The sequence below is a fragment of the Mycobacterium sp. ITM-2016-00318 genome (genome assembly GCF_002968285.2).
Classification (GTDB): domain Bacteria; phylum Actinomycetota; class Actinomycetes; order Mycobacteriales; family Mycobacteriaceae; genus Mycobacterium.
This window is the reverse complement of the sequence record NZ_CP134400.1, coordinates 5,267,258-5,290,394: the sequence shown is the minus strand read 5'-3', so window position 1 is coordinate 5,290,394 and position 23,137 is coordinate 5,267,258. Positions and strand designations below refer to the sequence as shown.

Here is a 23,137-nt window from a genome sequence, read left to right as displayed (position 1 = left end):
AATTTCAGCCAACGACCCTGGGTCAGGGCGTCAGCACGACCTTGACCATCCCGTCTTGCTTCTTCTGGAACTTCTCGTACGCATCCGGCGCCGCGTTGAGAGGCAACCGGTGCGTCGCGAACGACTCGGTGCCGAGCGGATCGTCGTCGGTCAGCAAGGGCAGGATGTCGGGCACCCACCGCTTGACGTTCGCCTGTCCCATCCGCAGGGTTATCTGCTTGTCGAACAGCGTCATCATGTTGATCGGGTCGGTGGCGCCGCCGTAGACACCCGACAGGGAGACGGTGCCGCCGCGGCGCACCATCTCGATCGCGGTGTTGAACGCGGCCAGTCGGTCGACGCCCGCGTTCTTCATCACCGCCCGGCCCACCGGCGAGGGCAGGAAGCCCGCAGCGGTCTGTGCGGCGGTGGCGATCGGCGAGCCGTGCGCCTCCATGCCGACCGCGTCGATCACGGAGTCCGCACCACGGCCCCCGGTGGAGTCCCGCACGACGGCGACGGGGTCATCGAGGTTCATGTCGATGACGTCGCTACACATCTCCCGCGCGCGTTGCAGACGTTCGGGGACGATGTCGACGCCGATGACGCGGCAGTCTGCGCGATGGTGGGCCACCCTGCAGGCCATCGAACCGATCGGCCCAAGCCCGAGAATCACCAGGGTGCCGTCCTTGGGAACGTTGGCGTACTCGACGGCCTGCCATGCGGTGGGCAGCACGTCCGACAGATAGACATACCGCTCGTCGGGTCCGTCCTGCGGCACCTTGATGTGCGTGTACTGGGCCTGCGGAATGCGGAGGTACTCCGCCTGGCCGCCCGGCACCTCGCCGTACAGCTTGGAGTAGCCGAACAGCGCAGCGCCGGTGCCCTGGTCCCGGTTCTGCGTTGTCTCGCACTGGCTTTGCAGACCGTTGCCACACATGAAGCAGTGCCCGCAGGAGATGTTGAACGGGACGACGACGCGGTCGCCGACCTTGAGATCGCCGGTCTCCCTGCCGACTGCCTCCACCACGCCCATCGCCTCGTGACCGAGAACGTCACCGGGCGTCATGAACGCGCCGAGGACCTCGTAGAGGTGAAGGTCGGAGCCACAGATGTTGGTGCTGGTGACCTTGATGATCGCGTCGGTTGGCTCTTTGATGATCGGGTCGGGCACCGTCTCGACGGTGACATTCCGCTTGCCCTGCCAAGTGACGGCACGCATCAATACCTCCTCATTCGGGCTTACTGTCGTGATGCCCGCTGGGGAGGCCGCAAAACCTGCGATCGCGTCGGATTTCCGGTTCAGTCGGTCCAGGGCGTCACGGGTCGCGCGCGCCGCTCACCGTCGACGATCACGTCGACCCGTTCGTCGAAAAAGCAGATCAGATCGCGCACCTGCTCGGCGTCGTGCAACGGATCGGGATATGTCCATGCGATATCTCTTGGGCCGCTGGGCGCCGAGAGATACGACGCCCGCCCTTTGTATGCGCAGTAGCTGACGGTGTCGCTTCGCTCCAGTTCAACGGCGACGTCGTCGCGCGGCAGATAGAAGCGGACGGGAAGCAGCGTCTCGAACAACAGCACGGGTCGCGAGCATTCGGCGAGCAGCGTGCCGTCGTGCTCGATGCGGACGTGTCGACTGCTGCGGAGCACGTCGATTCGGCCGAACGGGTCGTGCGGGTGGCTGACGATCGGTTCGTCCTCCTCACGCCAGTTGAAGGCGTCGAATTCGAGGACGACGTGGTCGGCGAGGTCGGCGTCGTCGGGCCGGAACGCCGCTCGCCCCGCCGTCTCGTCACCGGCGATGACGTCGAAAACCGTTCCGGGACAACTGTGTACAGGGAACGGCACCGACGGATCAAGCAGCGGGCGGTCACTTACGTCGGGCAGCCGGAAGCCCAATTCGTCGTCACCGGATTCGGCGCCTGCGGGCAGCAGTTGCGCGGTCAGGGAGGCAGCGGGGACGGCGTATGCGGGGACGATGCGGCGGGGCTCCCACACCAGCCGCGCGTCCGTGGTGTCGGCCACCGGCTCGCCTCCGAGGAACACCCGAACCCGTTTTGCAGTGGGCTCGTAGCGCAGCGCATCGAGCCGGCCGGTGAGCAGTTCCATCATTCTGACGCCCATGTCGCCACGTTACTTCTTGGGCGGCTTGAGCACCTTCATCGCGAGATTCATGACCGGCGCGGGAATGGAGTCCTTGGCCCCGAGGGCCGCGTTGGCCACCTGCGTGCGCATCGGGGTGCCGCGGCCGAACATCCGGTTCAGCGGTCCACCGGACGGTTCGAGGTCGAAGTGCAGCGGCGGCTTGCCGTCGGCGGCGCCGAGCGCGTTGGAGATGACGACGCGCTGGATCTCGCTGGTGCCTTCGAAGATGGTGTACAGCTTGGCGTCCCGGTACCACTTCTCCACCGGATGGTCCTTGATGTAGCCCCAGCCGCCCATCGTCTGGATCGCGCGCTCGGTGGCCTTGACCGCGATCTCGCTCGCGGCGAGCTTCGACATCGAGCCTTCGCCGCGCTCCATCGGCACGCCGCTTGCGGCCATCCATGACGCCCGCCACGTCAACAGCCGCGCGGCGTCGATCCCGGTGGCCAGGTCGGCGAGCGGGAACGCCACGCCCTGGTTGTCGATGATCGGGGCGCCGAACGCCTCGCGACGATTGGCGTACTCGGTCGCGTATTCCAGAGCGGCCCTTGCGATGCCGAGAGCCTGCGCGGCGACCATCGGCCGCGTCTGCTCGAAGGTGCCGAGGGTGGCGGACCCGGAGTGCTTGCCGCCCTCGACGGCCTCACGTGCGCGGGCCAGCTTGTGCTCGAGCTTTTCCTGACCGCCGAGCAGGTTGGCGCCGGGCACCCGAACCGCGTTGAACTTCAACTCCGCGGTGTGGGATGCGCGGCAGCCGAGCTTGTCGAGCTTGCGCACCATCTCGAGGCCGGGAGTGCCGCCGGGCACGATGAACATCGCCTGCCCGCGATGGCCGAGCTCCTCGTCGACCACGGCATTGACCACATGCACGTTGGCGATGCCGCCGTTGCCGATCCACATCTTGTGGCCGTCGATGATCCAGTCGTCACCGTCGCGTTTGGCCCGCGTCCGCAGGTTGCGCACGTCGCTGCCACCCTCCGGTTCGGAGATCGCGAGCGCGGCCAGCTTAAGGTCGCCGGGGGAGCCGAAACACTCCGGCGCCCACTCCAGCATCTGTTCGGGGGAGGCCGCCTGGCCGATCGCGGACAGCGCCAGCGCAGGCATCACGACGGCCAGCCCGATACCCGCGCACCCCCAGAACAGCTCCTCCATGAACATCGGCAGGGACAACCCGGTCGGGTCACCGATGAGGTCGCGATAGAAGAGCGGGCTATAGAAACCTCGGGCAGCCGCTTCCTCCAATACCGGCCACGGGAACTCCTGACGGGCGTCGTAGTCGGCGGCCACCGGCCGGACGACGGTTTCGGCGAATTCGTGCGCGCGTCGCGCAAGGTCGTGCTGCGCCGCGGTCGGCGTCAGGTCAAAACTCATGAATACATCCTGACCAGGATCGACATTTCCCCACCCCTGCCCTCCTCATCCGATTTACGGTGACGGTACCCCGCGACGGCTCAGAACCCACGGCAGGAGGCCGGCCATGCTGTCCTACGACGCTGGCGTCACCACCCCTCCGCTGCTCGAGCAGACGATCGGCGACAATCTCGCCGCCACCGTCGCGTCGTTCCCGGACCGCGAGGCACTCGTCGAATGCGCGACAGGGCGACGGTGGACCTACGCCGCGTTCTTCGAGGCGACCCGTCGGATCGCGTCGGCGCTGATCGAACGCGGCACCAAACGCGGTGACCGCATCGGGATCTGGGCACCGAACTGCGCCGAGTGGACGATGATCCAGTACGCCAGCGCGCAGGTCGGTGCGATCCTGGTCAACATCAACCCCGCGTACCGCAGCGACGAACTGGAGTACGTGCTCAACCAGTCGTCGATGTGCACGGTGTTCGCCGCGCAGGAGTTCAAGAGCTCCGACTACGTGTCGATGCTCGAGAACGTGCGTGGTCGATGCCCCGCGTTGAGCGACGTCATCGTCATCGGCTGGGAGCCGTGGCAGCAGATCGCCGACACCGCAGTCGACGCTGACGTACTGGCTCGGGTGCAGGACGGGCTGAGGCCGGTCGACCCGATCAACATCCAGTACACGTCGGGCACGACCGGATTTCCCAAGGGCGCCACGCTGACTCACACCAATATCCTCAACAACGGCTACCTCGCCGGCGAGGGGTTGGACTACACCGAGAACGACAGGGTGTGCATACCCGTGCCGTTCTACCACTGCTTCGGTATGGTTCTCGGCAACCTGGCCTGTACGACACACGGCGCGGCGATGGTGATCCCGGCACCGGGTTTCGAGCCGGAAGCGACGTTGAAAGCCGTTGCGGCCGAGCAGTGCACGTCTCTGTACGGGGTTCCGACGATGTTCATCGCCGAGCTGGAGCTGCCGAACTTCGACAGCTTCGACCTGAGCAGTCTGCGCACAGGGATCATGGCCGGGTCGACGTGTCCCGAGCAGGTGATGCGCAACGTGATGGATCGCATGCACATGAGCGAAGTGACGATCATGTACGGGATGACCGAAACCTCGCCGATGTCGATTCAGACGCGACCGACCGACAGCCTGACCCGCCGGGTGACGACGGTGGGCCGGGTGGTCCCGCACACCGAGATTCAGGTGGTCGATCTCGAGACCGGTGCACAGGTGGAACGCGGGATGCCGGGTGAACTGTGCACGCGCGGCTACTGCGTGATGGCCGGTTACTGGAAGGACCCCGAGAAAACCGCCGAAGCCGTCGACGGCGACGGGTGGATGCATACCGGCGACATCGGGGTGATGGACGCCGACGGCTATCTCGCGATCACCGGCCGGATCAAGGACATGGTGATCCGCGGCGGCGAGAACATCTATCCGCGGGAGATCGAGGAGTTCCTCTACGGCCATCCCGACATCGTCGACGCGCAGGTGGTCGGTGTACCGGACGAGAAGTACGGCGAAGAGCTGATGGCCTGGGTCCGGCTGCGGGAAGGCGCGGAGCCGCCGACGCCGGAGAGTCTGCGAGCCTTCTGCGCGGATCGTATGGCGCACAACAAGATTCCACGATACGTGCAGGTGATCGACGACTATCCGATGACCGTCACCGGCAAGGTCAGGAAAGTAGAGCTGCGCGAGCGCGGTGAGGCGCTGCTCGGGGACTCATGAAGCTCGAAGGTCTGCGACTGCGCCAGCACGACTCGACCGCATGCGGTCCGAGCGTCGCGGTGGTGGCGGGCGCGCTGTTGGATCCGGCCTACCGTGCGGCGCTGACGGATTCTGCGCACGACTGGTTCGACGACGAGCAACTGCGAATCCACGCCGAGGTGAACCGCGTCTGGCCGCGCATGCTCGGCACCACGCCGATCGGGATCGCCCGTGCGGTCACCACCCGCGCCGACGTGCGGGGCGTGAACTACCGGTGGCGGTTGTTCCGCGGCCGGCGTGACGGACTGGCCGATGTCCTGTCGTTCGTCGCCGACGGCTGGCCCGTCGCGATGCTTGTCGGCCGGTTCATTCCGAGGCACTGGGTGCTGATCGTCGGCGTCAACGGCGAAACACTGCGGTGCTATGAGCCGTCGTCGGGGGACGTGCGGCCCGCGAACGTCGATGCGCTGAGGCACTCGAGGCTGACGGGGCTGGGCTACCGGCGGCCGTTCGGGTTCGTGCTGCCGTCGTCGAAGGCGGCCACCCGGTCGGCGACGACCTGATCCTGCGCGTTGTCCGACGCGCGCAATCCGGCGATCACGCCGGCCCTGTTGCGGTCGGGCTGGTTCTGCGACATCTTCGCCTTGCCCTCCACCGTGGCGATTGCGAGTTCGACGCCGACGATGCCACGCAGCTGCGACTGCGTGAAGTCGGCAGGCGCATCGCTGACCTGCCACGGCTCGGATCGGCGGGCCTCGTGGCGCTCGGTCAGCTTGGTGACCAGGTCGAGCAGCCAGTCGGGATCGTCATGGACGACAAGGCGGCCGTAAACGTTGAGGATCTCGTAGTTCCACGTCGGTACGACCTTGCCGGTCTCGGCCTTCGTCTCGTAAAAGGTGGGCGAAATGTAGGTGTGCGGTCCGGCGAAGATCGCCACCGATTCGGCGCCGTCGGCGTGCCAGTGCGGATTGGCCCTGGAGACATGGCCGACGAGCGAGCGAGCCGACTCGTCGTACATGAGCGGAAGCGGGGTGACGAGCAGGCCCGACGGGCCGTGGCTGACCAGTTGCGCGAACTCCGCCGCCGCGAGCGCCGCGGCGGTCTGCTCGTCGGTCAGGGCGAACTTACGAGGTATGTACATCCGCAGTCCAGGGTAGCGCGCTCGAACGTATGATCGAATCCGTGGCCGATCTGCAGTCCATCGGATACAACGGTCAACCCGTGCAACAAGCCTTTCGGCCGGTCGAGCCGCCGATGGCTGTCATCGTGGATCTGGCTGCCCTCTTCCCACGCGAACCGCACAGCCGCGGCGGCTACAACCCGTCCGGGCTGCAGATGCACTCGGTCGTCGAAGGTCGGCTGACGTGTTGGGGTATCTGCGAGCAGGGCCATTGGTGGGGCCTCGTCACCTACCCCATCGCCTACGGCCCGAAGCGAAGATCGGTGACGCACTGGATTCCGGCCTGGATGCTGAAGCGCAAACCGGAACGTGGTTGACCGACTGCGGTCAACAGTCGGCGCGCTCGCCGGCTGATCCGTCCAGCAGCTCAGCTGTCAGCGCCTGGAAATCCGCAGCCATCGCCACGATGCGCTTGAAGCCGCCACCGAACTCGTCGCGCTACGCCGAGGGCCGGTCCGCGTGCGAGTACACCGCCGCGGCGACCCGCCGCTCGGCTTCGGCCTGCGAGATTCTCAGCCGTCGCGACAACACCTCGGGCCACGAGGCTCCGCCGAACTGGGCGGGCGCCCCCTCGGTGATGAGCCGGCCGATCAGCCTGCGATCGAAGGCGACGAGTTTCTTGCCGAGCTCGTCGATCTTCTTCAGCAGTTCGATCCGCTCCGATCGGGTCAGCGATTGCAGAGGGAGGGCGAGCAGCCTCCGATGTGCGGCGTCGACTGAGTCCAGGGCTGCGACGATGTCCTGCTTCGAATTCATGCCTCGAACGTTAGTTCGTCCCACCGACACGTCAGGGATCGCGGATTCTCCAGCTCTGCTCGCGGCCGCCCCTGCGAACGAAACCGCTTCTGAGCAGGGCATTTAACAATCAGTCAACTCTTCTTCCATACGGCGGGGCGACTCTGTGAGCGTTGACCACCCACGTGAAGGAGCGCCCGAGAGATGACAACCGCCGAAGCCGAAGACCGTGCACTGAAGCCAAATGCCGCGACGCGTGGGCGTACTATTCGGCCTTCGGCCCGAGGTACTTGCCTGGCGGACAGGAAAATCTACCTCCGCGTGGGCGGAAATCTGGCTTCGCGGCGATTACGCGTGTTCTCCCTGATCACGACTATGAATGTTGTCCCCTCTGCACACCGATCGACCACAGGAACTTCCTCATGATCACAGATCACACAATCCGAATACGCACGATAGGGGCGTCGTTGAAAGCGCAGCCGGACGGCGTCATGGATGCCATGACCACGCGGGTGCGTCCCGTCGATGCGCCCGTCCAACCGGACCGGTCGGCCCAATCTGTCAAGCCGACCCACTCGGCTCAGCGCACCCCCTCCGCTCGACCGGTTCAGCCCGCTCGGACCGCGAAGCCCGTGCCGCAGGCCATCAGCGCCTTCGACGACTCCAAGACGGTGCGTCACCGCGTCATCGACGCCGTGGCGAAGCCGCTGCCGAGCGCAATCGGCGACCGTATTCCCCGCACGGTCGCGACCCGACCCGGCAAGTGGGCCGTCGCCCGCGTCCTGCTTGTGCTGCTGATCGCGGCCATGCCGATTCTGGCCATTCCGGTGGAGGTGTTCGGCCTGGTCTCGCAGGGCACCACGTCCATCGTCCTGATCGCGCTGATCGCGCTGTTGGTGACCTTCATGGTGTTCGCGCCACACCGCATCGACATCATCGTCGGACGGGGGCTGATCGCCGGAATGGTGGCGTGCATCGTCTACGACGGCGCTCGCCTGTTCGCTGTGCACGTACTCGGTCTGATGGGCGACTTCATCATGGTGATGGGGTCGTTCGTCACAGGCGAGCCCGGCACCACGGGCAGCGCCGCGGTCGGCTACATCTGGCGCTACATCGGTGATGCCGGCGGGCTCGGAGTCGCGTTCTTCGTCATCGCGTTCGCGCTGGGCATCGACCGCTGGTCGGATGTCTCGGCCGTGGCCGCCTCCGTCGCCTTCGCGGTCTTCCCGACGTGGACCGGGCTGATCGCGACGGTCGCCATCGCTCCGCGCGGCGAGGAGATGATGTTCCAATTGAACTGGGCCACGATCGTCATCACCCTGGTCGGGCACCTGATATTCGGCTTGTTCGTGGGCCTGGCCTTCCTGAAGATGCCCCGTGGGGGCGCGCACCGCGACTGGCCGTGGCGGCCGCTGCTGCACTATGTGCTGAAGCGCCGGTAACCACAGATTTGCAGTGGGACAGGCTGCGGGTCGTCGGGAACTTCTTCGGCGGCCCGCAGCCGCGTTCCTAGTCGATGTAACGGCTCTGGTGTCAAAATTGCCTCAACAGGAGGTCTACATGTCTTCCCACCTCGAAGTCTCGAAGCCGTCGGGACGGGAGCTGGTGCCGCTGAGCGGCCAGCGACTGACCCTCGGCAAGGCCGCGACCAACGATGTGTCCCTCGACCACGACGAGACGGTCTCCAGGCTGCACGCCGTGCTGGAGAACCTCGGGTTCGCTTGGTCGATACGAGATCTCGGCAGCCGCAACGGCACATACCTCAACGGTGACAAGATCACCGCCGAGCGCGTTCTGCGCTCAGGGGACGAGGTTCGTGTCGGCAAGACCAAGCTGCTGTTCTGGGAGGTCCGCGAAGCGGGTGACCGCCCGCGCGACGAAGAGACGAAGGCGGCCAAGCCCAACGAACTGCCGCCGCGCCTGACCCGGCGCGAAGTCGACGTGCTCGTCGTCCTGTGTCGGCCCCTGGTCTCCGACGATCCATTCCCCGAACCCGCGTCCGTGCGCAAGATGGCGGGCGAGCTGTACGTCACCGAGGCGGCCGTCAAGCAGCACCTCCAGAACATGTACGACAAGTTCGCCATCCCCACCGAGGGAGACCGCCGGGTCCGGCTGGCCAACGAGGCACTCCGCCGCGGGGCGGTGACCATCGCCCAGCTGCGAGACGGCGGCAGTTAGCGGGATTGCCGAGCTCCTCAACGCGGCTCGTGCCTCGCCGCTTGATCGTCGCGCGGCGGTCAGGTGAAGTCGAGCGCCTCCACGGTCGCGACCGCACCCTCGTGCGTGGGTCGGTCGGCGCCACCGATGCAGTACAGCGTCGAGCCGACCGCGGCGACCACCTGGCCGTGCACCGGCGTGTTGATCGGCGCCACCGTCGTCCACTTGCCGCTGGAGATGTCGTACAGCTCGACGGTCGCGAGCACGCGGGTCGGTTCCTCGCCGCCGACCGCGACGATCCGGCCGTCGAGGAACGCGGCGCCGTAGCTTCCCCGCGGAGTCGGCATGTTCGTCAGCTTGTCCCACGTTCCCGATGCCGGGTTGAACCGTTCGAACGCCGCCGAGTTCTCGTCCGACGACAGATTGCGCCCGCCGATCGCGTAGACGTAGACGCCGTCCGACACCGCGGCCAAATGCTCGCGGGCAGTCGGCATATCGGCGGCTTGCGTCCATGATTCGCCGTCGAACACCTCTGTCGGCTTGACGAGCTGCTTGTCGTCCTGCCCGCCGACGACGACAAGCTTGTCGCCGACGACCGCGGCCCCAAACGCCGCACGGGCGTGTTGGAGCGGTGGGAGTTCCTCCCACGTGCCGTTGCGGAACGCGAACACCTTGTTCGACGCGTCCGAGAGGTTGTCGCTTGCGCCCCCGATGATCACCATCTCGCCGCGGTACGCCGTCGCCGTCGCGTGATGCAGCGGCAGCGGCAGCGGTGGGCGTTCCTGCCACGCCCCGGTTTTCGTGTTGAAGCTCTGCACCACCGGCAACATCTCGCCGTGGCGCATACCGCCCGCGACCCAGATTTCGTCGCCGAGTACGGCCCACGACATCATCAGCCGCTCGTTCGGCGCATCCGGGAGCATCCGCCACTCGGGCGCCGGCTGAGGCTTGCGTGGTGCCAGCTTCATCGATTCGGCCGACGCTGTGATCTCCAAATCGCCGACGCCGTTCGCGCCCCCTATCGCATAGATGGTCTTCCCGACACCTGCCACCGCCAGGCCATGGCGGGGAGTTCTCATATCGGGCAGGCCATTCCACGATTGGCTGGCGAGGTCGAGCGCGACCACACTGTTGAGCACCTGGCCCTGTGACACGCCGCCGACCAGCACCACGCGGCCGTCAGCACTCGCCACGCCGAAGTCACTACGTCGCCCTGGCAGTTCGGGCAGGCTCGTCCACCTGTCGGCAACCGGGTCATACGACTCGACGGTGGCAAGATCGGTGGTGCCCGTGCTGCCGCCTAGCGCGTAGACGACCTTGCCGTCCGACGCCGCGCCGAGCATCTGGCGCGGAGTGGGCATCGGCGCAACGGCTTTCCACGAGCCGCCGTCGAAGACCTCGGTCGAGTTCAACAAGTCCCCCGTCGCGTTGACACCGCCGGTGACGACGATGCGGTCGCCCACCACAGCGGCGGCCGCTGCCGCCCTGGGTTCCAGCAGGGGTGGCAGCTCCGTCCACCGGCTGTTGACGACCCGCCACACCTTGTCCGTGGCGACCTTCGCGTTGGCGCCCTCGGTTCGCCAGCCGCCAAGCACCACGGGAGTGTCCTGCCAGGTCACCGCCATCGCGTGCTGGACAGGGACGGGCAGGTCCTCGCCGCTCTTCCAGCTGTCGATGGCGGGGTCGTAGCCTTCGTGCTGACCGGTGACCCTGTTGTCGGCCTCCATCCCGCCGAAGACCCAGATGGTGCCGTCGGCCTGGGTCGCCGCCACCGCATCGCGGGCTACGCGCGCATCGGCGATCGGTTCCCAACTCGGCGGCGCCTCGGTGGTCGGCTGGGTCGACGCGGTCTGGGTCGAACCGTTGTCGCGCGACGTGACGATGAAGACACCCGCGATCACCAGCAGCAGCACCGCCGCCACGGCCGCCGAGGCGATCAGGAGCTTTTTGCGATCCTTCTTCTCCGTCTTCACGATCGTCGTCCGAGGATCGCCGGGCGGAACGGGCCACTTCAGGCTCGACTGACTCACCGACGCGGTGTGCATGAACATGTTCGGCTCCGGCGGCGGCAGCGAACCGGTCAGTGCGCCGGACGGGATGGAGACCTCCTCGGGCAAGCCGCTCGTGCCGGAGGTGTCCAGCGGCAGTGACTGGGTGCCGCCGGTCTGCTCAGGACGATCACCGGGTTCGCTGAGCGCCATCGTGTCCGGCGTCAACCCGTTGTGCCGCTGAATGAATTGTAGTTCCCTGCCGAACTCCGCTGCCGATGCGAATCTTTCGGCCGGCTCGGTCGACATCGCCTTCTCGATCGCCGCACACAGATCGGCCGGGATGCCGCCGGGACGCAGGTCCGGTACAGGGCTGGACGTGATGCGCAGGTAGTGCGCGATCAGATCTTCGTCGGCCTTGCGTTCGTGGGGGGCCCTGCCTGCGATCAGCGCGTAGAGCGTGGCGCCGAGCGAGTACAGATCCGCCGCGGCCGTCGGCGGCTTCCCGGAGAGAACCTCGGGTGCAGTGTAGGAGAGGGTGCCGGTGAAGTAACCGGTGACCGTCTTGTAGCCACCGGCGATTCGGGCGGTGCCGAAGTCACTCAACTGCGGTTCGTTGTAGTCGTTCACGAGCACGTTTGCGGGCTTGATGTCGCGGTGCAGCGTGCCTGTCCGATGTGCGGTCTCGAGGGCCCCGCACAACTTCACTCCGATCCGCATCACCTCGGGCCACCCGATGCGGCCCTCTCGGCGCACGCGCTCGGCGAGCGATCCTGTTGTGTGGTAGGGCATCACGATGAACGGGCGGCCACTGTCGGTCACGCCGACCTGCAGGATGTTCGCGATATTCGGGTGGCCGGACAGCGCGCCCATCGCATAGCCCTCGCGCAGGAAGCGTTCGCGATCGGCTTCGTCGAGATCGGAGGCGAGCAACTTGATCGCGACGCTTCGCCCGAGCGACTCCTGATAGCAGCGGTAGACGACACCGCTGCCACCCCTGCCGACTTCGACAGGGTCGGTGAACCCCGCGGCGGCCAGTTCAGCCGCGATCCCGCTCATGTATCTAACGGTACCGAGCGAACACCCCGTGAACTCGGTATTCGCGCGATGCCGCGGCCGCTGTCCGTGACCGCTCGCTAGGCTGGCCGGGTGGCCAGAAAATACGCCACCGCCGATGCTGTTGGCCTGCCCGACCTGCTGGAGTTCGTCCGCCCGCGACATCGCATGGTGCTAACCACGTTTCGCTCCGACGGTTCGCTGCAGAGCTCGCCGGTTTCCGGCGGTGTCGACGACGACGGCCGCATCGTCGTCGCCAGCTATAGGCAGCGGGCGAAGTCGGCCAACATCCGCCGCACACCCACGGCGAGCGTGACGGTGTTGTCCGACGACTTCAACGGCCCATACGTCCAGGTCGACGGCGACGCCGAGGTGGTCGACCTGCCCGATGCCGTCGAGCCCCTTGTCGACTACTTCCGGTCGATATCGGGCGAGCATCCCGACTGGGATGAGTACCGCAAGGCGATGGTCGACCAGGGCAAGTGCCTGATCCGGGTGACCCCGCGGCGGTGGGGTCCGGTCGCCAAGGGCGGCTTCCCGCCGCCCTGACGGGCCGGGCTGGACGCGACGGGTAGCCGCCGCTGTGGTAGTCAGACAGGGTGGCCGCGTTGCATCAGATAGCAGGTCAAACTATAGTCTGGACAAGTGTCCAGTGACCTGTCGTCGGCTCCGACCGCAGGTCGTGAGGGTTAAGCGGGCTCCCCGCAGGTCCGGAGTGAACTGAGTATGCGCGTTGCCTTGCTGTCCTATCGGAGCAAGACGCACTGCGGTGGTCAAGGCGTCTACGTCCGCCATCTGAGCCGCGGTCTCGTCGAGTCGGGTCATGACGTGGAGGTGTTCTCCGGTCAGCCGTATCCCGACGGGCTCGACCCGCGGGTGCGCCTGACGAAGGTCCCGAGCCTCGACCTGTACCGCGAACCCGATCCGTTCCGCATCCCGTGGCCCAACGAGATCAAGACACGCATCGACCTGCTTGAGCTGTTGACGACGTGGACGGCCGGCTTCCCGGAGCCCAAGACGTTCAGCCTGCGGGCCGCCAGTGTGCTGGCCGACCGGCTGGCCGACTTCGACGTCGTGCACGACAACCAGTGCCTTGGCACCGGCCTGCTCAAGATCGCCGACCTCGGCCTGCCCGTCGTGGCTACCGTGCATCACCCGATCACCCGCGACCGTGTGCTCGACGTGGCCGCGGCGCGGTGGTGGCGCAAGCCCCTTGTCCGCCGCTGGTACGGCTTCGCCGAGATGCAGAAGGAGGTCGCGCGCCGGATCCCCGAACTTCTGACGGTGTCGTCGACCTCGGCCGCCGACATCGCGGCTGACTTCGCGGTGTCGTCCGATCAGCTGCACGTCGTGCCGCTCGGGGTGGACACCGAGCTGTTCAAGCCGGCGGAGTCGCGGGTGCGCAACCGTGTCATCGCAATCGCTAGTGCCGACGTTCCGCTCAAGGGCGTCAGCCACCTGCTGCATGCGATCGCCCGACTGCGCGTCGAACGCGACCTCGAATTGCAGCTCGTCGCCAAGCTCGAGCCCAACGGTCCCACCGAGAAGCTGATCGCCGAGCTGGGCATCTCCGATATCGTGCACAGCTCGAGCGGGTTGTCCGACTCGGAGCTCGCCGACCTGCTGGCCTCCGCCGAAGTGGCCTGCATCCCATCCCTTTACGAGGGATTCTCGCTGCCCGCCGTCGAGGCGATGGCGAGCGGGACGCCCATCGTGGCGAGCAGGGCGGGGGCGCTGCCCGAGGTGGTGGGAAGTGACGGCGACTGCGCGCGGCTGGTCACTCCGGCCGATGTCGACGAGCTGACCAAGGTGCTCGGCGAACTGCTCGACTCACCACTGGAGCTGAGTCGGCTGGGCGCGAACGGCAGGCAGCGCGCGCTCGACGTCTTCAGCTGGGAATCGGTTGCCGCGCAGACAGTTGCAGTGTACGAGATGGCTCGCGAGAGGGTCGGCCGTTGCTGACTGTCGACTACGACCTGCTCGGAGTCGCGGCAGGCACGAAGGTGATCGACGTCGGCTGCGGCGCAGGCAGGCATTCGTTCGAGGCGTTCCGGCGCGGTGCGGACGTCGTCGCCTTCGATCAGAACGCGTCGGACCTCAACGACGTCGACGAGATCCTGCAGGCGATGAAGGAGCAAGGCGAGGCGCCCGCGTCGGCGCAGGCCGAGGCGGTCAAGGGCGATGCCCTCGACTTGCCTTACGGCGACGGCACATTCGATTGCGTCATCGCCTCGGAGATCCTCGAGCACGTCCCCCAGGACAACGGAGTGATCTCCGAACTGGTGCGGGTGCTGCGGCCGGGCGGCGTGCTCGCCGTCACGGTGCCCCGGTGGCTCCCGGAGCGGATCTGCTGGGCGCTGTCTGACTCCTACCACGCCAACGAGGGCGGCCACATCAGGATCTACCGCGCCGACGAACTGCGCGACAAGGTGCTCGCCCACGGCCTGCGGCTGACCCACACGCATCATGCGCACGCGCTGCATTCACCGTTCTGGTGGCTGAAATGCGCTGTCGGAACTGACAAATCGGACAATCCCGCGGTGACGGCGTACCACAAGCTGCTGGTTTGGGACATGGTCAGCCAACCGTGGATGACGCGTACGGCCGAGTCGCTGCTCAATCCGCTGATCGGCAAGAGCGTGGCGTTGTACTTCCGCAAGTCGGAGGAGTCCGGTGCAGGTTCGTGACGTTCCCGGGGTTCCCGGTGTGCTGACGCCTGCCCAGTGCAGGCAGACGGCGCAGTCGATCGCCGATACCCAGGAGTCCTCCGGCGCCATCCCGTGGTCCGATGGCGGGCACACCGACCCGTGGGATCACGTAGAGAACGCGATGGCGCTGACGGCCGCGGGTCTGCTGGAACCCGCACGTGCAGCGTTTGATTGGTGCAGGACCACCCAACGGTCCGACGGATCGTGGCCGATCCAGTTGCGTGACGGCGTCATCGAGGACGCCAACAGCGACAGCAACTTCTGCGCGTACATCTCGACCGGAGTGTGGCACCACGTGCTGAGCACCGGTGACCGCCGATTCGCCGAAGACATGTGGCCTGTTGTGAACAAGGCCGTCGACTTCGTGATCGACATGCAGCTGCCGAGTGGTGAAATCGTCTGGGCACGGAGCGATTCCGGGCTCGAGGCGGACGCGCTGCTGACCGGCTGCGCCAGCATCTACCACAGCCTGCGATGTGCGTTGGCGCTCGCGGATTACTTCGACGATCCGCAACCCGAATGGGAGGTCGCCGTCGGCCAGCTCGGCCACGCCATCGCCCACCACCCAGACCGGTTCGTGTGCAAGGACCGGTGGTCGATGGAGTGGTACTACCCCGTGCTCGGCGGCGCGCTGCGCGGTGCGGCGGCACACGCCCGCATCGAGGAGCGGTGGAACGACTTCGTCGTGGCCGGCCTCGGGATCCGGTGCGTGGACGACAGGCCATGGGTGACCGGTGCCGAGACCTGTGAACTGGTCATGGCTTTGGATGCGATCGGCCAGACCGCGCGCGCACACGAGCAGTTCGCGGCTATGCACCACCTCCGCGAGGAGGACGGCTCCTACTGGACTGGCCTCGTCTTCGCCGACGGCAAGCGCTGGCCCGAGGAGCGCACCACATGGACGGGCGGCGCGATGATTCTGGCCGCCGACGCGCTGTCGCGGACCACAGCGGCCAACGGCATCTTCCGCGGCGCCGACCTGCCGCGCGGTCTCGAAGGCGAATTCGACTGCGAGTGTGCGACGAGCGGTCGCTGAGCCTCTAAAGCGGCTCGCCCACGTTCCCTGAGACGCGCTCCAGGACCCGCATCGATCCGGTGGCTAACACTTCGCGGAAGGCGCGCGTCTGCAGCGCGCGCTGATAAATGTGGAACGGTGCCTGGCCACCGTCGTCCGGGTTCGGGAAGACATCGTGGATGACTAGTGCGCCGCCGACATCGACCCAGCGAGCCCAGCCGTCGAAGTCGCGTTGCGCGGCCTCCTCGGTGTGGCCACCGTCGATGAACAAGAACCGCAACGGCGTTCGCCAACCACGTGCGACGACGACCGACTTGCCGACCACGGCGACGACGTGGTCGTCGAGGTCCGCCGAGTCGAGCGCGCGGCGTAGCGAAGGCAGCGTGTCGAACCGCCCGCTCACGGGGTCGACCAGCGAGGTGTCGTGGTACTCCCAACCGGGCTGGTGTTCTTCGGAGCCGTGGTGATGGTCGACGGTGTAGAGGACTCCGCCGCTCTGCTGGGCAGCGGCGCCGAGCATCAGCGTCGACTTGCCGCAGTAGGTGCCGATTTCGACCCCGACACCGTCGCCGAGGTAGCGGATCGCGGTGTCGTAGAGGGTGCGACCCTCGTCGGCGGGCATGAAGCCGGTCACCTCTTCGGCGAGGGCGAACAGCCGTGCGGCCGATGGCGGGAGGGCGGTGTCGGTGTCGCTCATCGCGTCCAACTTACCGTTGCTGGTGAGGGGTGCTTGTAGTAGCGTCCGGACACGTGTCCGATCCGGTTCTGGAGTCGACCAGGCGCCGTTTGACCGCAAAGCAGGCCGACACCGTTGATCGCCTCGGCAGGGCCGCCGTCGACATCTTGACCAAGGAGGGCTTCACCGGTCTTACGGTGCGGCGGGTCGCCGCCGAGGCCGGAGTCGGAGCCGCGACGGCCTACACGTACTTCTCGTCCAAGGAGCATCTCGTCGCCGAGGTGTTCTGGCGCAGGCTGGCCGCCGCTCCGCCCGCGCTGCACGACTCCGGTGACGCCGCCGGCCGGGTGATCGACGTGCTGCGCCACATCGCGCTGCTCGTCGCCGATGAACCCGAGTTCGCGGGGGCGGTCACCAGCGCGCTGCTGGGCCGGGATCCCGACGTCGAGGTGCTGCGACTGCGCATCGGCCACGACATCCATGACCGGCTGCTCGCCGCGCTGGGCTCCGAGCGTGATCCGGATGTGCTCGAGTCGCTCGAACTGCTCTACGCGGGCGCGCTGGTGCGAGCGGGCATGGGCTACGGGTCCTATGCCGACATCGCCGACCGACTCGAGAAATCCGCCCGGCTAATGCTGAGCTGATCCCCCAGTCATCCCCTACCCTTCGGGTGTGGGCCCATCGTTCCTACCCGCCGAATGCTGACGGCAGCCCGAGTATCGCAGTGGACGCGGTCACCGCGGGCTCGGTAATTCCTTGCACGTCGAGGCCGTCCTCGACGTGAAGCGCCGTCAGTTCCCGTAACCCGCCGACGATGATCAACGCCAGTGGCCTGGCGATCGGTGGAATACTCGCACGCCGGAAGCCGGGGCTGTCGCTGAGGTCGACCAGCATGTCGGTGAACGCGCTCATCGCCATCCGGTGCAACGGCAGAGCCACTGCACCGAGCGCAGGTGCTTCGCGAATCCAGGTGAGCGTGATCGCGGGACGCGACGCGATGTGGTCGACGTAGGCGACCACGGCCTGCCGGATCTGCTGCTGCCAATCGGCCTCGGGGTCAACCGACCCTCGGATCTGCTGGATCATCGCCTCGTTGTTGGTCCGCAGCAGTTCGATGAAGCAGTCCTCCTTGCTGGAGAACTCGCCATAGAAGGTCCGCTTGGAGGTGCGAGCGTGCCTGACGATGTCGGCCACCGTGGAGTCCCGGTAGCCGCGCTCGCTGATGGAGGCGTCCAAGCCGTCGAGCAACCGCCGCCGAAACCCGCTGGCCACATCGGGCTGCGGGTCGTCAGTGACGGTCACGGCCATCAATCCTCTCGAACTTCACGGTCAAACCTTGTCACAACACGGTACCGCAGAGTACCGTTCGGAGAAATGAGGCGGTACGAAGCGGTACCACAGACTGGTTGGAGTGATGCTTCCATGACCGAGACAGCCACCGTCAACGCGGAGGCCACCTCGAACCCGGATCCAGGGAAGCGGCCGGTGTCGGTGCCGCTGCCGAAGATCGCGCAGGGCATCGCGTTCGCCACCGTTCGCAGACGGTTCATCCGGCAGGCGCGAAAGCGCTACGGCCAGGTGTTCGAGATCAACGTCCCGTTCTTCGGCCGAACCGTGTTCGTGTCCGACCCCGCGCTGGTCCGTCAGGTGTTCACCGCGAGCACCGACGACCTCATCAACGTCCAGCCGAACCTGAGCCGGGTCTTCGGACCGGGTTCGGTCTTCGCGCTCGACCGGACGGAACACCGGAACCGCCGCAAGCTGCTGGCGCCGCCGTTTCACGGTCAGAGCATCAAGAACTACGAGAAGGTCATCGAGGAGGAGACGCTCCGCGAGAGCGCGAATTGGCCACAGGGCAAGGAGTTCGGGACTCTCGAGCCGATGAACAGGATCACGCTGAACGTGATTCTTCGGACGGTCTTCGGAGCCGACGGCGGCGAACTCGACTATCTGCGCGAGATCATCCCGCCGTGGGTGAAGCTGGGATCGCGTATGGCGGCGCTGCCCGCGCCCCGGTTCGACACCGGGCGCCGCAGCCCGTGGGGCAGGCTCCAAGAGTTCCGGCGCAACTTCGATCGCGTCGTCTTCACGTTGATCGACAAGGCCGAAGCCGATCCGAATCTCGATGAGCGGTCGGACATTCTTGCGCTGCTTCTGCGCAGCCGCTACGAAGACGGCACTGCGATGTCGCGCCAGGACGTGTCCGACGAACTGCTGACACTGCTCGGAGCGGGACACGAGACCACCGCGTCTGCGCTCGGCTGGGCGTTCGAGCGCCTGCGTCGGCATCCCGAGGTCCTGGCCAAGCTCGTCACCGAGGTCGACGAGGGCGGCAGCGACTACCGTCAGGCCTTCATTCTGGAACTGCAGCGGTCACGAACGGTCATCGACTTCGCCGGCCGCAACGTCGCCGCGTCGCACTTCGACCTCGGGGAGTGGCACGTCGATCACGGCTCGAACATCTTGGTCAGCATCGTCGACCTGCACGACAACGCCGACATCTTCGAGAACCCGCAGCGATTCGATTCGGACCGCTTCGTGGGCACCAAGCCGCCGACGTTCGCCTGGCTGCCGTTCGGCGGAGGCACCAGGCGATGCATCGGCGCCGCGTTCGCCAATACCGAGATGCACGTTGTGCTGCGAACGGTGTTGGAGCACTTCGAGATCGAGACCGACGATGCACCCGACGAGAAGATCCACCACCGGGGTGTCGCGTACACCCCGAAGGACGGCGGCAAAGTGGTGATGAAGCGCCGCAAGTAGTGTCATGGCGGTGAGCAACCTCGTCGACATGATGAACGGCGCGATGGAACAGACCATCCCGCCCGCGCACAAGATGGGCATCACGGTGCTCGAGGCACGCCGCGGCCACGCCGTCGCATCCGTGCCCGCCGAGGGCAACGGCAACCACTTCGGCGTCGTCTACGCCGGCGTGCAGTTCACCGTCGCCGAAATGCTGGGTGGCGTCATCGCGCTAGCGACGTTCGACGCAGCGAAGTACTACCCGCTGGTGAAGAATGTCGACATCAAATTCACCGGTATGGCGCGCACGGACCTACGCGCGGAGACCAGCCTCGACGACGACGAGATCGCGCGCATCGAGGCGGAGGCTGCCGAAAAGGGAAAGGCCGACTTCACCCTCGACGCAGTGGTCAAAGATGAAGCCGGCCAGACCGTTTCGATCACGCACGGGCTGTATCAGCTACGCGCGCACGGTCGCTAAGCTCCCCTACTGGCGTGTGGGCCCAGTTGCGTCGCCCGCTTCGGGAGTTTCCAGTCCGGTCGCGGGAAGTGGCAGGTGTAGCCCCACGGCTGACGCTCCAGGTAGTCCTGGTGCTCAGGCTCGGCCTCCCAGAAATCACCTGCAGGCACGACCTCGGTGACGACCTTGCCCGGCCACAACCCCGACGCCTCGACGTCGGCGATGGTGTCCAACGCCACGGCCTTCTGCTCGTCGTCGGTGTAGAAGATCGCCGACCGGTAGCTGCTGCCGACGTCGTTGCCCTGCCGGTTCCTGGTCGTCGGGTCGTGGATCTGGAAGAAGAACTCGAGCAGCGCCCGATAGTCGGTCTGCGCCGGGTCGTAGACGATCTCGATCGCCTCCGCGTGCCCGGGATGATTGCGGTAGGTGGCGTTGGCGTTCTCGCCACCGGTATAGCCGACACGGGTGGAGACGACGCCGGCCTGCTTACGGATCAGGTCCTGCATGCCCCAGAAGCAGCCACCCGCCAGGATCGCCTTCTTGTACTCGCTGATGCTCATGTCTGTGCCTCCTGATTTGTGAAGAGCTGCCGGTAGGACCCGTAGCCCTCGGCTTCGAGGTCGTCGAGATGGATGAAGCGCAGGGCGGCGGAGTTGATGCAGTACCGCAGCCCGCCGTCGCCCTTGGGGCCGTCGGTGAAGACGTGTCCCAGATGGCTGTCACCGTGTGTCGAGCGCACCTCGGTGCGGATCATCAGATGCGAGAAGTCGCGCTTCTCGACAACGTTGTCGCTGTCGATCGGCCTGGTGAAGCTCGGCCAGCCCGAGCCGCTTTCGAATTTGTCGACCGACGCGAACAGCGGTTCGCCGGAGACGACGTCGACGTAGATGCCGGGTTCATGGTTGTCCCAGTACTCGCCGGTGAACGGCCGCTCGGTGCCGTTGCGCTGCGTGACGTGATACTGCTCCGGCGACAAGGCGCCGACCGCTTCGGGATTCTTGTGATAGTTGCTTCTCATAGCGTCCCTATAACGGTATACGTCGGGCGGTTAATCCAGGTCAGCCGCGTTACGGTGGACACATGCGGACAGCAATGACCTCTGTGTGCGCGGCCGTGTTGCTGATGGCGCCGACAGGCCCTACCGCATCGGCCGAGACATCCGCTGCGCCAGAGGTGCCGCCCGGCGGGCTGGAGTTCGTCGACGATCCGTCGCTCGTCAACACGCATCCGAACCGCGTCGAGGGCTGGAGTCGGGTTGACCGGCCCGACGCGGTGGCGGTGCATTTCACCTCGGGCACGCCCGAGTGCTACGGGGCGCATGCGACCGCCACGGAGACACCCGGCGCGGTCATCGTCGACCTGACCACCGGAACCCGGGCGGACGCGGTCGATCGCGCCTGCATCATGATCGCGGTGTCCGGCACGCTCGAAGTGCCGCTTGAGGCGCCGCTCGGCGACCGCCAGGTGCTCAGCGCGTCGTGAGACCAGGCTCGACAAAGGCCGGTAGAACGTGTTCTAGTTTGTCGCGTGACGAGCGAGGCGTTCACGCGCGACGAGCTGGCAGAGGCGTTCGCGAACTTCGAGCGGACGGTTGACCGCGCCGCGCAGACCAGGGACTGGGATCCCTGGGTCGCGCAGTACAGCCCGGACGTGGTCTATGTCGAGCACGCGGCGGGCACGATGCGCGGTCGCGACGAGGTCCGTGAGTGGATCTGGCGGACTATGGAGAGCTTCCCCGGCAGCCACATGACGCACTTCCCGTCTCTGTGGTCGGTGATCGACGAGTCGACCGGTCGGATCATCTGCGAGCTCGACAACCCGATGCGCGACCCCGGCGACGGCACCACCATCAGCGCCACGAACATCTCCATCCTGACCTACGCGGGCGACGGACTGTGGTGTCGCCAGGAGGACATCTACAACCCGCTGCGGTTCGTATCGGCGACCGTGAAGTGGTGCCGCAAGGCGGGCGAACTCGGCACGCTGCCCGACGAAGCGGCGGCGTGGATGAAGCAGTTCGGTGCGGACGCGAGGAGCAAGAACAGCGGTGCGGACGCGAGGAGCAAGAACAGCGGTGCGGACGCGAGGAGCAAGAACAGCGGACGCGCGCGATGACCGTGCTCGTCATCGGCGCCAACGGCTACCTGGGTTCGCACGTCACACGCCAACTCGTCAACGACGGCCAAGACGTGCGGGTAATGGTCCGCGACGGCGCCAACACCATCGGGATCGACGATCTGAAGACGACGCGCTTCGTCGGCGACATCTGGAACAACGAGGTGCTGCGCGCGGCGATGGCCGGCTGCGAGGTCGTCTACTACTGCGTCGTCGACACCCGCGGATGGCTGAAGGATCCCGCGCCGCTGTTTCACACCAATGTCGACGGCACCCGAAATGTGCTCGAGGTCGCGAAAGATGCCGGGCTGCACCGCTTCATCTTCACCAGCAGCTACGTGACGGTGGGCCGCAAGCGCGGCCGCGTTGCGACCGAGGACGACGTGATCGTCGACGGAGGCGAAATGTCGCCGACCAAACGGCTCCGAGGCGAAACGTCGCCGACCAATCGGCTCCGCGGGTTGACCCCGTATGTGCGGTCGCGGGTACAGGCCGAGCAGCTGGTGCTGACTTACGCAAGGGAGAAGGGGCTGCCCGCCATCGCGATGTGCGTGTCCACCACCTACGGCGGCGGCGACTGGGGCCGCACCCCGCACGGCGCGATCATCGCAGGAGCGGCGTTCGGCAAGCTTCCGTTCGTGATGAAGGGCATCGAGTTGGAAGCCGTCGGTGTCGACGACGCAGCCCGCGCGATGATCCTGGCGGCCGAAAGGGGTAAGCCCGGTGAGCGATACCTGATCTCGGAGAAGATGATCACCAACGCCGAGGTGGCCCGCATCGCGGCGGAGGCCGCCGGGGTGGCGCCGCCGGCCAGGGCGTTACCGCTGGCGGTGTCGTACGCGCTCGCGGCGATGGGGACGGCGAAGGCCCGGTTGCGCGGCACCGACGAGCAGCTCTCGCTGGCGTCGCTGCGGCTGATGCGCGCCGAGGCGCCGGTCGACTGTTCGAAGGCGCGCCGCGAATTGGGTTGGCAGCCAAGCCCGGTGGAGGACTCGATCCGCGAGGCGGCCCGGTTCTGGGTCGGCCTGCGCGAAGCCAAGCGCAAGAGCAAGGCGGGCTAGCCGCGACTAGCCTCGGGTGGCGTGACGCAGAAACTGCACGTCGACCTGTC

25 protein-coding genes are annotated in these 23,137 nt (G+C 66.5%); 15 read left to right on the top strand and 10 right to left on the bottom strand.

Features of this window, described 5'->3' with window-relative positions; genetic code table 11:
* Positions 1–22: 22 nt before the first annotated feature.
* The 3 genes from C6A82_RS26055 to C6A82_RS26045 all read right to left on the bottom strand — a co-directional run bounded on the left by C6A82_RS26055 (position 23) and on the right by C6A82_RS26045 (position 3,498).
* Positions 23–1,201, bottom strand: a complete 1,179-nt coding sequence (locus tag C6A82_RS26055; RefSeq protein ID WP_105347235.1) for a zinc-dependent alcohol dehydrogenase — start codon at positions 1,199–1,201, stop codon at positions 23–25.
* Positions 1,202–1,281: 80 nt separating this feature from the next.
* Complete coding sequence (locus tag C6A82_RS26050) at positions 1,282–2,106, bottom strand: DUF427 domain-containing protein (protein ID WP_105347237.1); 825 nt, start codon at positions 2,104–2,106, stop codon at positions 1,282–1,284.
* 9 nt (positions 2,107–2,115) lie between these two features.
* Entirely contained in the window at positions 2,116–3,498 is a 1,383-nt protein-coding gene (locus tag C6A82_RS26045) for an acyl-CoA dehydrogenase family protein (RefSeq protein WP_105347239.1), read from the bottom strand.
* 106 nt (positions 3,499–3,604) lie between these two features.
* Here C6A82_RS26045 and C6A82_RS26040 point away from each other — a divergent pair, with 106 nt between their 5' ends.
* Complete coding sequence (locus C6A82_RS26040) at positions 3,605–5,215, top strand: AMP-binding protein (protein WP_105347241.1); 1,611 nt, start codon at positions 3,605–3,607, stop codon at positions 5,213–5,215.
* Complete coding sequence (locus tag C6A82_RS26035) at positions 5,212–5,757, top strand: hypothetical protein (protein ID WP_105347243.1); 546 nt, start codon at positions 5,212–5,214, stop codon at positions 5,755–5,757. Before C6A82_RS26040 ends, C6A82_RS26035 begins: the two co-directional genes overlap by 4 nt.
* On the opposite strand, the gene C6A82_RS26030 is transcribed toward C6A82_RS26035, so the two are convergent.
* Positions 5,691–6,335: an FMN-binding negative transcriptional regulator gene (locus C6A82_RS26030; RefSeq protein ID WP_105347245.1), complete on the bottom strand. Its 645-nt coding sequence runs from the start codon at positions 6,333–6,335 to the stop codon at positions 5,691–5,693. The genes C6A82_RS26035 and C6A82_RS26030 overlap by 67 nt on opposite strands.
* A gap of 41 nt (positions 6,336–6,376) precedes the next feature.
* Here C6A82_RS26030 and C6A82_RS26025 point away from each other — a divergent pair, with 41 nt between their 5' ends.
* Positions 6,377–6,691 (top strand): hypothetical protein, encoded by a 315-nt coding sequence (locus tag C6A82_RS26025; RefSeq protein WP_105347256.1) that lies wholly within the window; start codon positions 6,377–6,379, stop codon positions 6,689–6,691.
* A gap of 121 nt (positions 6,692–6,812) precedes the next feature.
* On the opposite strand, the gene C6A82_RS26020 is transcribed toward C6A82_RS26025, so the two are convergent.
* Positions 6,813–7,130, bottom strand: coding sequence for a hypothetical protein (locus tag C6A82_RS26020; protein WP_105347247.1), 318 nt, complete (start codon positions 7,128–7,130; stop codon positions 6,813–6,815).
* Between the two features lie 446 nt (positions 7,131–7,576).
* On the opposite strand from C6A82_RS26020, the gene C6A82_RS26015 reads away from it, so the two are divergent.
* The gene (locus C6A82_RS26015) at positions 7,577–8,551 is read left to right on the top strand and encodes a hypothetical protein (protein ID WP_311101549.1); all 975 of its coding nucleotides are present in this window, start codon (positions 7,577–7,579) and stop codon (positions 8,549–8,551) included.
* Between the two features lie 118 nt (positions 8,552–8,669).
* Entirely contained in the window at positions 8,670–9,287 is a 618-nt protein-coding gene (locus C6A82_RS26010; RefSeq protein WP_105347251.1) for an FHA domain-containing protein, read from the top strand.
* A 59-nt stretch (positions 9,288–9,346) separates the two neighbouring features.
* Here the strand turns inward: C6A82_RS26010 and C6A82_RS26005 are convergent, their stop codons facing one another.
* Positions 9,347–12,313: a protein kinase domain-containing protein gene (locus C6A82_RS26005; RefSeq protein ID WP_311101548.1), complete on the bottom strand. Its 2,967-nt coding sequence runs from the start codon at positions 12,311–12,313 to the stop codon at positions 9,347–9,349.
* Between the two features lie 90 nt (positions 12,314–12,403).
* Here C6A82_RS26005 and C6A82_RS26000 point away from each other — a divergent pair, with 90 nt between their 5' ends.
* The 4 genes from C6A82_RS26000 (at position 12,404) to C6A82_RS25985 (ending at position 16,054) form a co-directional block, all read left to right on the top strand.
* Positions 12,404–12,859 carry a PPOX class F420-dependent oxidoreductase gene (locus C6A82_RS26000; RefSeq protein WP_105341437.1) on the top strand — a complete coding sequence of 152 codons (456 nt, stop codon included), beginning with the start codon at positions 12,404–12,406 and terminating at the stop codon, positions 12,857–12,859.
* A 177-nt stretch (positions 12,860–13,036) separates the two neighbouring features.
* The gene (locus C6A82_RS25995; RefSeq protein WP_105341436.1) at positions 13,037–14,272 is read left to right on the top strand and encodes a glycosyltransferase family 4 protein; all 1,236 of its coding nucleotides are present in this window, start codon (positions 13,037–13,039) and stop codon (positions 14,270–14,272) included.
* Positions 14,266–14,997 (top strand): class I SAM-dependent methyltransferase, encoded by a 732-nt coding sequence (locus tag C6A82_RS25990; protein WP_105341434.1) that lies wholly within the window; start codon positions 14,266–14,268, stop codon positions 14,995–14,997. The genes C6A82_RS25995 and C6A82_RS25990 overlap by 7 nt, the downstream gene beginning before the upstream one ends.
* The gene (locus C6A82_RS25985) at positions 14,984–16,054 is read left to right on the top strand and encodes a prenyltransferase (protein ID WP_311101547.1); all 1,071 of its coding nucleotides are present in this window, start codon (positions 14,984–14,986) and stop codon (positions 16,052–16,054) included. The genes C6A82_RS25990 and C6A82_RS25985 overlap by 14 nt, the downstream gene beginning before the upstream one ends.
* A gap of 4 nt (positions 16,055–16,058) precedes the next feature.
* On the opposite strand, the gene C6A82_RS25980 is transcribed toward C6A82_RS25985, so the two are convergent.
* Positions 16,059–16,730, bottom strand: coding sequence for a class I SAM-dependent methyltransferase (locus C6A82_RS25980; RefSeq protein WP_105342232.1), 672 nt, complete (start codon positions 16,728–16,730; stop codon positions 16,059–16,061).
* A 53-nt stretch (positions 16,731–16,783) separates the two neighbouring features.
* On the opposite strand from C6A82_RS25980, the gene C6A82_RS25975 reads away from it, so the two are divergent.
* Positions 16,784–17,353: a TetR/AcrR family transcriptional regulator gene (locus tag C6A82_RS25975; RefSeq protein WP_105342233.1), complete on the top strand. Its 570-nt coding sequence runs from the start codon at positions 16,784–16,786 to the stop codon at positions 17,351–17,353.
* A 43-nt stretch (positions 17,354–17,396) separates the two neighbouring features.
* On the opposite strand, the gene C6A82_RS25970 is transcribed toward C6A82_RS25975, so the two are convergent.
* Positions 17,397–18,017, bottom strand: a complete 621-nt coding sequence (locus tag C6A82_RS25970; RefSeq protein ID WP_105342234.1) for a TetR/AcrR family transcriptional regulator — start codon at positions 18,015–18,017, stop codon at positions 17,397–17,399.
* A gap of 114 nt (positions 18,018–18,131) precedes the next feature.
* On the opposite strand from C6A82_RS25970, the gene C6A82_RS25965 reads away from it, so the two are divergent.
* Positions 18,132–19,472 carry a cytochrome P450 gene (locus C6A82_RS25965; RefSeq protein WP_105342235.1) on the top strand — a complete coding sequence of 447 codons (1,341 nt, stop codon included), beginning with the start codon at positions 18,132–18,134 and terminating at the stop codon, positions 19,470–19,472.
* Positions 19,473–19,476: 4 nt separating this feature from the next.
* Positions 19,477–19,932: a YiiD C-terminal domain-containing protein gene (locus C6A82_RS25960; RefSeq protein ID WP_233216751.1), complete on the top strand. Its 456-nt coding sequence runs from the start codon at positions 19,477–19,479 to the stop codon at positions 19,930–19,932.
* On the opposite strand, the gene msrA is transcribed toward C6A82_RS25960, so the two are convergent.
* Positions 19,929–20,465 (bottom strand): peptide-methionine (S)-S-oxide reductase MsrA, encoded by a 537-nt coding sequence (gene msrA, locus C6A82_RS25955; RefSeq protein WP_105342245.1) that lies wholly within the window; start codon positions 20,463–20,465, stop codon positions 19,929–19,931. The two genes, C6A82_RS25960 and msrA, sit on opposite strands and share 4 nt — an antisense overlap.
* Before the next feature lie 2 nt (positions 20,466–20,467).
* Positions 20,468–20,929 carry a peptide-methionine (R)-S-oxide reductase MsrB gene (msrB, locus tag C6A82_RS25950; protein ID WP_105342237.1) on the bottom strand — a complete coding sequence of 154 codons (462 nt, stop codon included), beginning with the start codon at positions 20,927–20,929 and terminating at the stop codon, positions 20,468–20,470.
* 62 nt (positions 20,930–20,991) lie between these two features.
* Here msrB and C6A82_RS25945 point away from each other — a divergent pair, with 62 nt between their 5' ends.
* Genes C6A82_RS25945 through C6A82_RS25935 form a run of 3 tightly spaced genes read left to right on the top strand, consistent with a single transcriptional unit; the run spans position 20,992 to position 23,087 of the window.
* The gene (locus C6A82_RS25945; RefSeq protein ID WP_105342239.1) at positions 20,992–21,393 is read left to right on the top strand and encodes a hypothetical protein; all 402 of its coding nucleotides are present in this window, start codon (positions 20,992–20,994) and stop codon (positions 21,391–21,393) included.
* 45 nt (positions 21,394–21,438) lie between these two features.
* A complete protein-coding gene (locus C6A82_RS25940; RefSeq protein WP_105342241.1) occupies positions 21,439–22,026 on the top strand; it encodes a nuclear transport factor 2 family protein in 588 nt (195 codons plus the stop codon).
* Positions 22,023–23,087 (top strand): NAD-dependent epimerase/dehydratase family protein, encoded by a 1,065-nt coding sequence (locus tag C6A82_RS25935; protein ID WP_311101546.1) that lies wholly within the window; start codon positions 22,023–22,025, stop codon positions 23,085–23,087. The genes C6A82_RS25940 and C6A82_RS25935 overlap by 4 nt, the downstream gene beginning before the upstream one ends.
* The last annotated feature ends 50 nt before the right edge of the window (positions 23,088–23,137 follow it).

Coding starts and splice junctions, on each gene's coding strand:
- C6A82_RS26020 (WP_105347247.1), bottom strand. CDS start 7,130: ATGAATTCGAAGCAGGACATCGTCGCAGCCCTGGACTCAGTCGACGCC.
- C6A82_RS26010 (WP_105347251.1), top strand. CDS start 8,670: ATGTCTTCCCACCTCGAAGTCTCGAAGCCGTCGGGACGGGAGCTGGTG.
- C6A82_RS25970 (WP_105342234.1), bottom strand. CDS start 18,017: ATGGCCGTGACCGTCACTGACGACCCGCAGCCCGATGTGGCCAGCGGG.
- C6A82_RS25960 (WP_233216751.1), top strand. CDS start 19,477: ATGGCGGTGAGCAACCTCGTCGACATGATGAACGGCGCGATGGAACAG.
- msrB (WP_105342237.1), bottom strand. CDS start 20,929: ATGAGAAGCAACTATCACAAGAATCCCGAAGCGGTCGGCGCCTTGTCG.
- C6A82_RS25965 (WP_105342235.1), top strand. CDS start 18,132: ATGACCGAGACAGCCACCGTCAACGCGGAGGCCACCTCGAACCCGGAT.
- C6A82_RS26040 (WP_105347241.1), top strand. CDS start 3,605: ATGCTGTCCTACGACGCTGGCGTCACCACCCCTCCGCTGCTCGAGCAG.
- C6A82_RS26055 (WP_105347235.1), bottom strand. CDS start 1,201: ATGCGTGCCGTCACTTGGCAGGGCAAGCGGAATGTCACCGTCGAGACG.
- C6A82_RS25980 (WP_105342232.1), bottom strand. CDS start 16,730: ATGAGCGACACCGACACCGCCCTCCCGCCATCGGCCGCACGGCTGTTC.
- C6A82_RS25935 (WP_311101546.1), top strand. CDS start 22,023: ATGACCGTGCTCGTCATCGGCGCCAACGGCTACCTGGGTTCGCACGTC.
- C6A82_RS25995 (WP_105341436.1), top strand. CDS start 13,037: ATGCGCGTTGCCTTGCTGTCCTATCGGAGCAAGACGCACTGCGGTGGT.
- C6A82_RS26030 (WP_105347245.1), bottom strand. CDS start 6,335: ATGTACATACCTCGTAAGTTCGCCCTGACCGACGAGCAGACCGCCGCG.
- C6A82_RS26035 (WP_105347243.1), top strand. CDS start 5,212: ATGAAGCTCGAAGGTCTGCGACTGCGCCAGCACGACTCGACCGCATGC.
- C6A82_RS26005 (WP_311101548.1), bottom strand. CDS start 12,313: ATGAGCGGGATCGCGGCTGAACTGGCCGCCGCGGGGTTCACCGACCCT.
- C6A82_RS26050 (WP_105347237.1), bottom strand. CDS start 2,106: ATGGGCGTCAGAATGATGGAACTGCTCACCGGCCGGCTCGATGCGCTG.
- C6A82_RS26045 (WP_105347239.1), bottom strand. CDS start 3,498: ATGAGTTTTGACCTGACGCCGACCGCGGCGCAGCACGACCTTGCGCGA.
- C6A82_RS25945 (WP_105342239.1), top strand. CDS start 20,992: ATGCGGACAGCAATGACCTCTGTGTGCGCGGCCGTGTTGCTGATGGCG.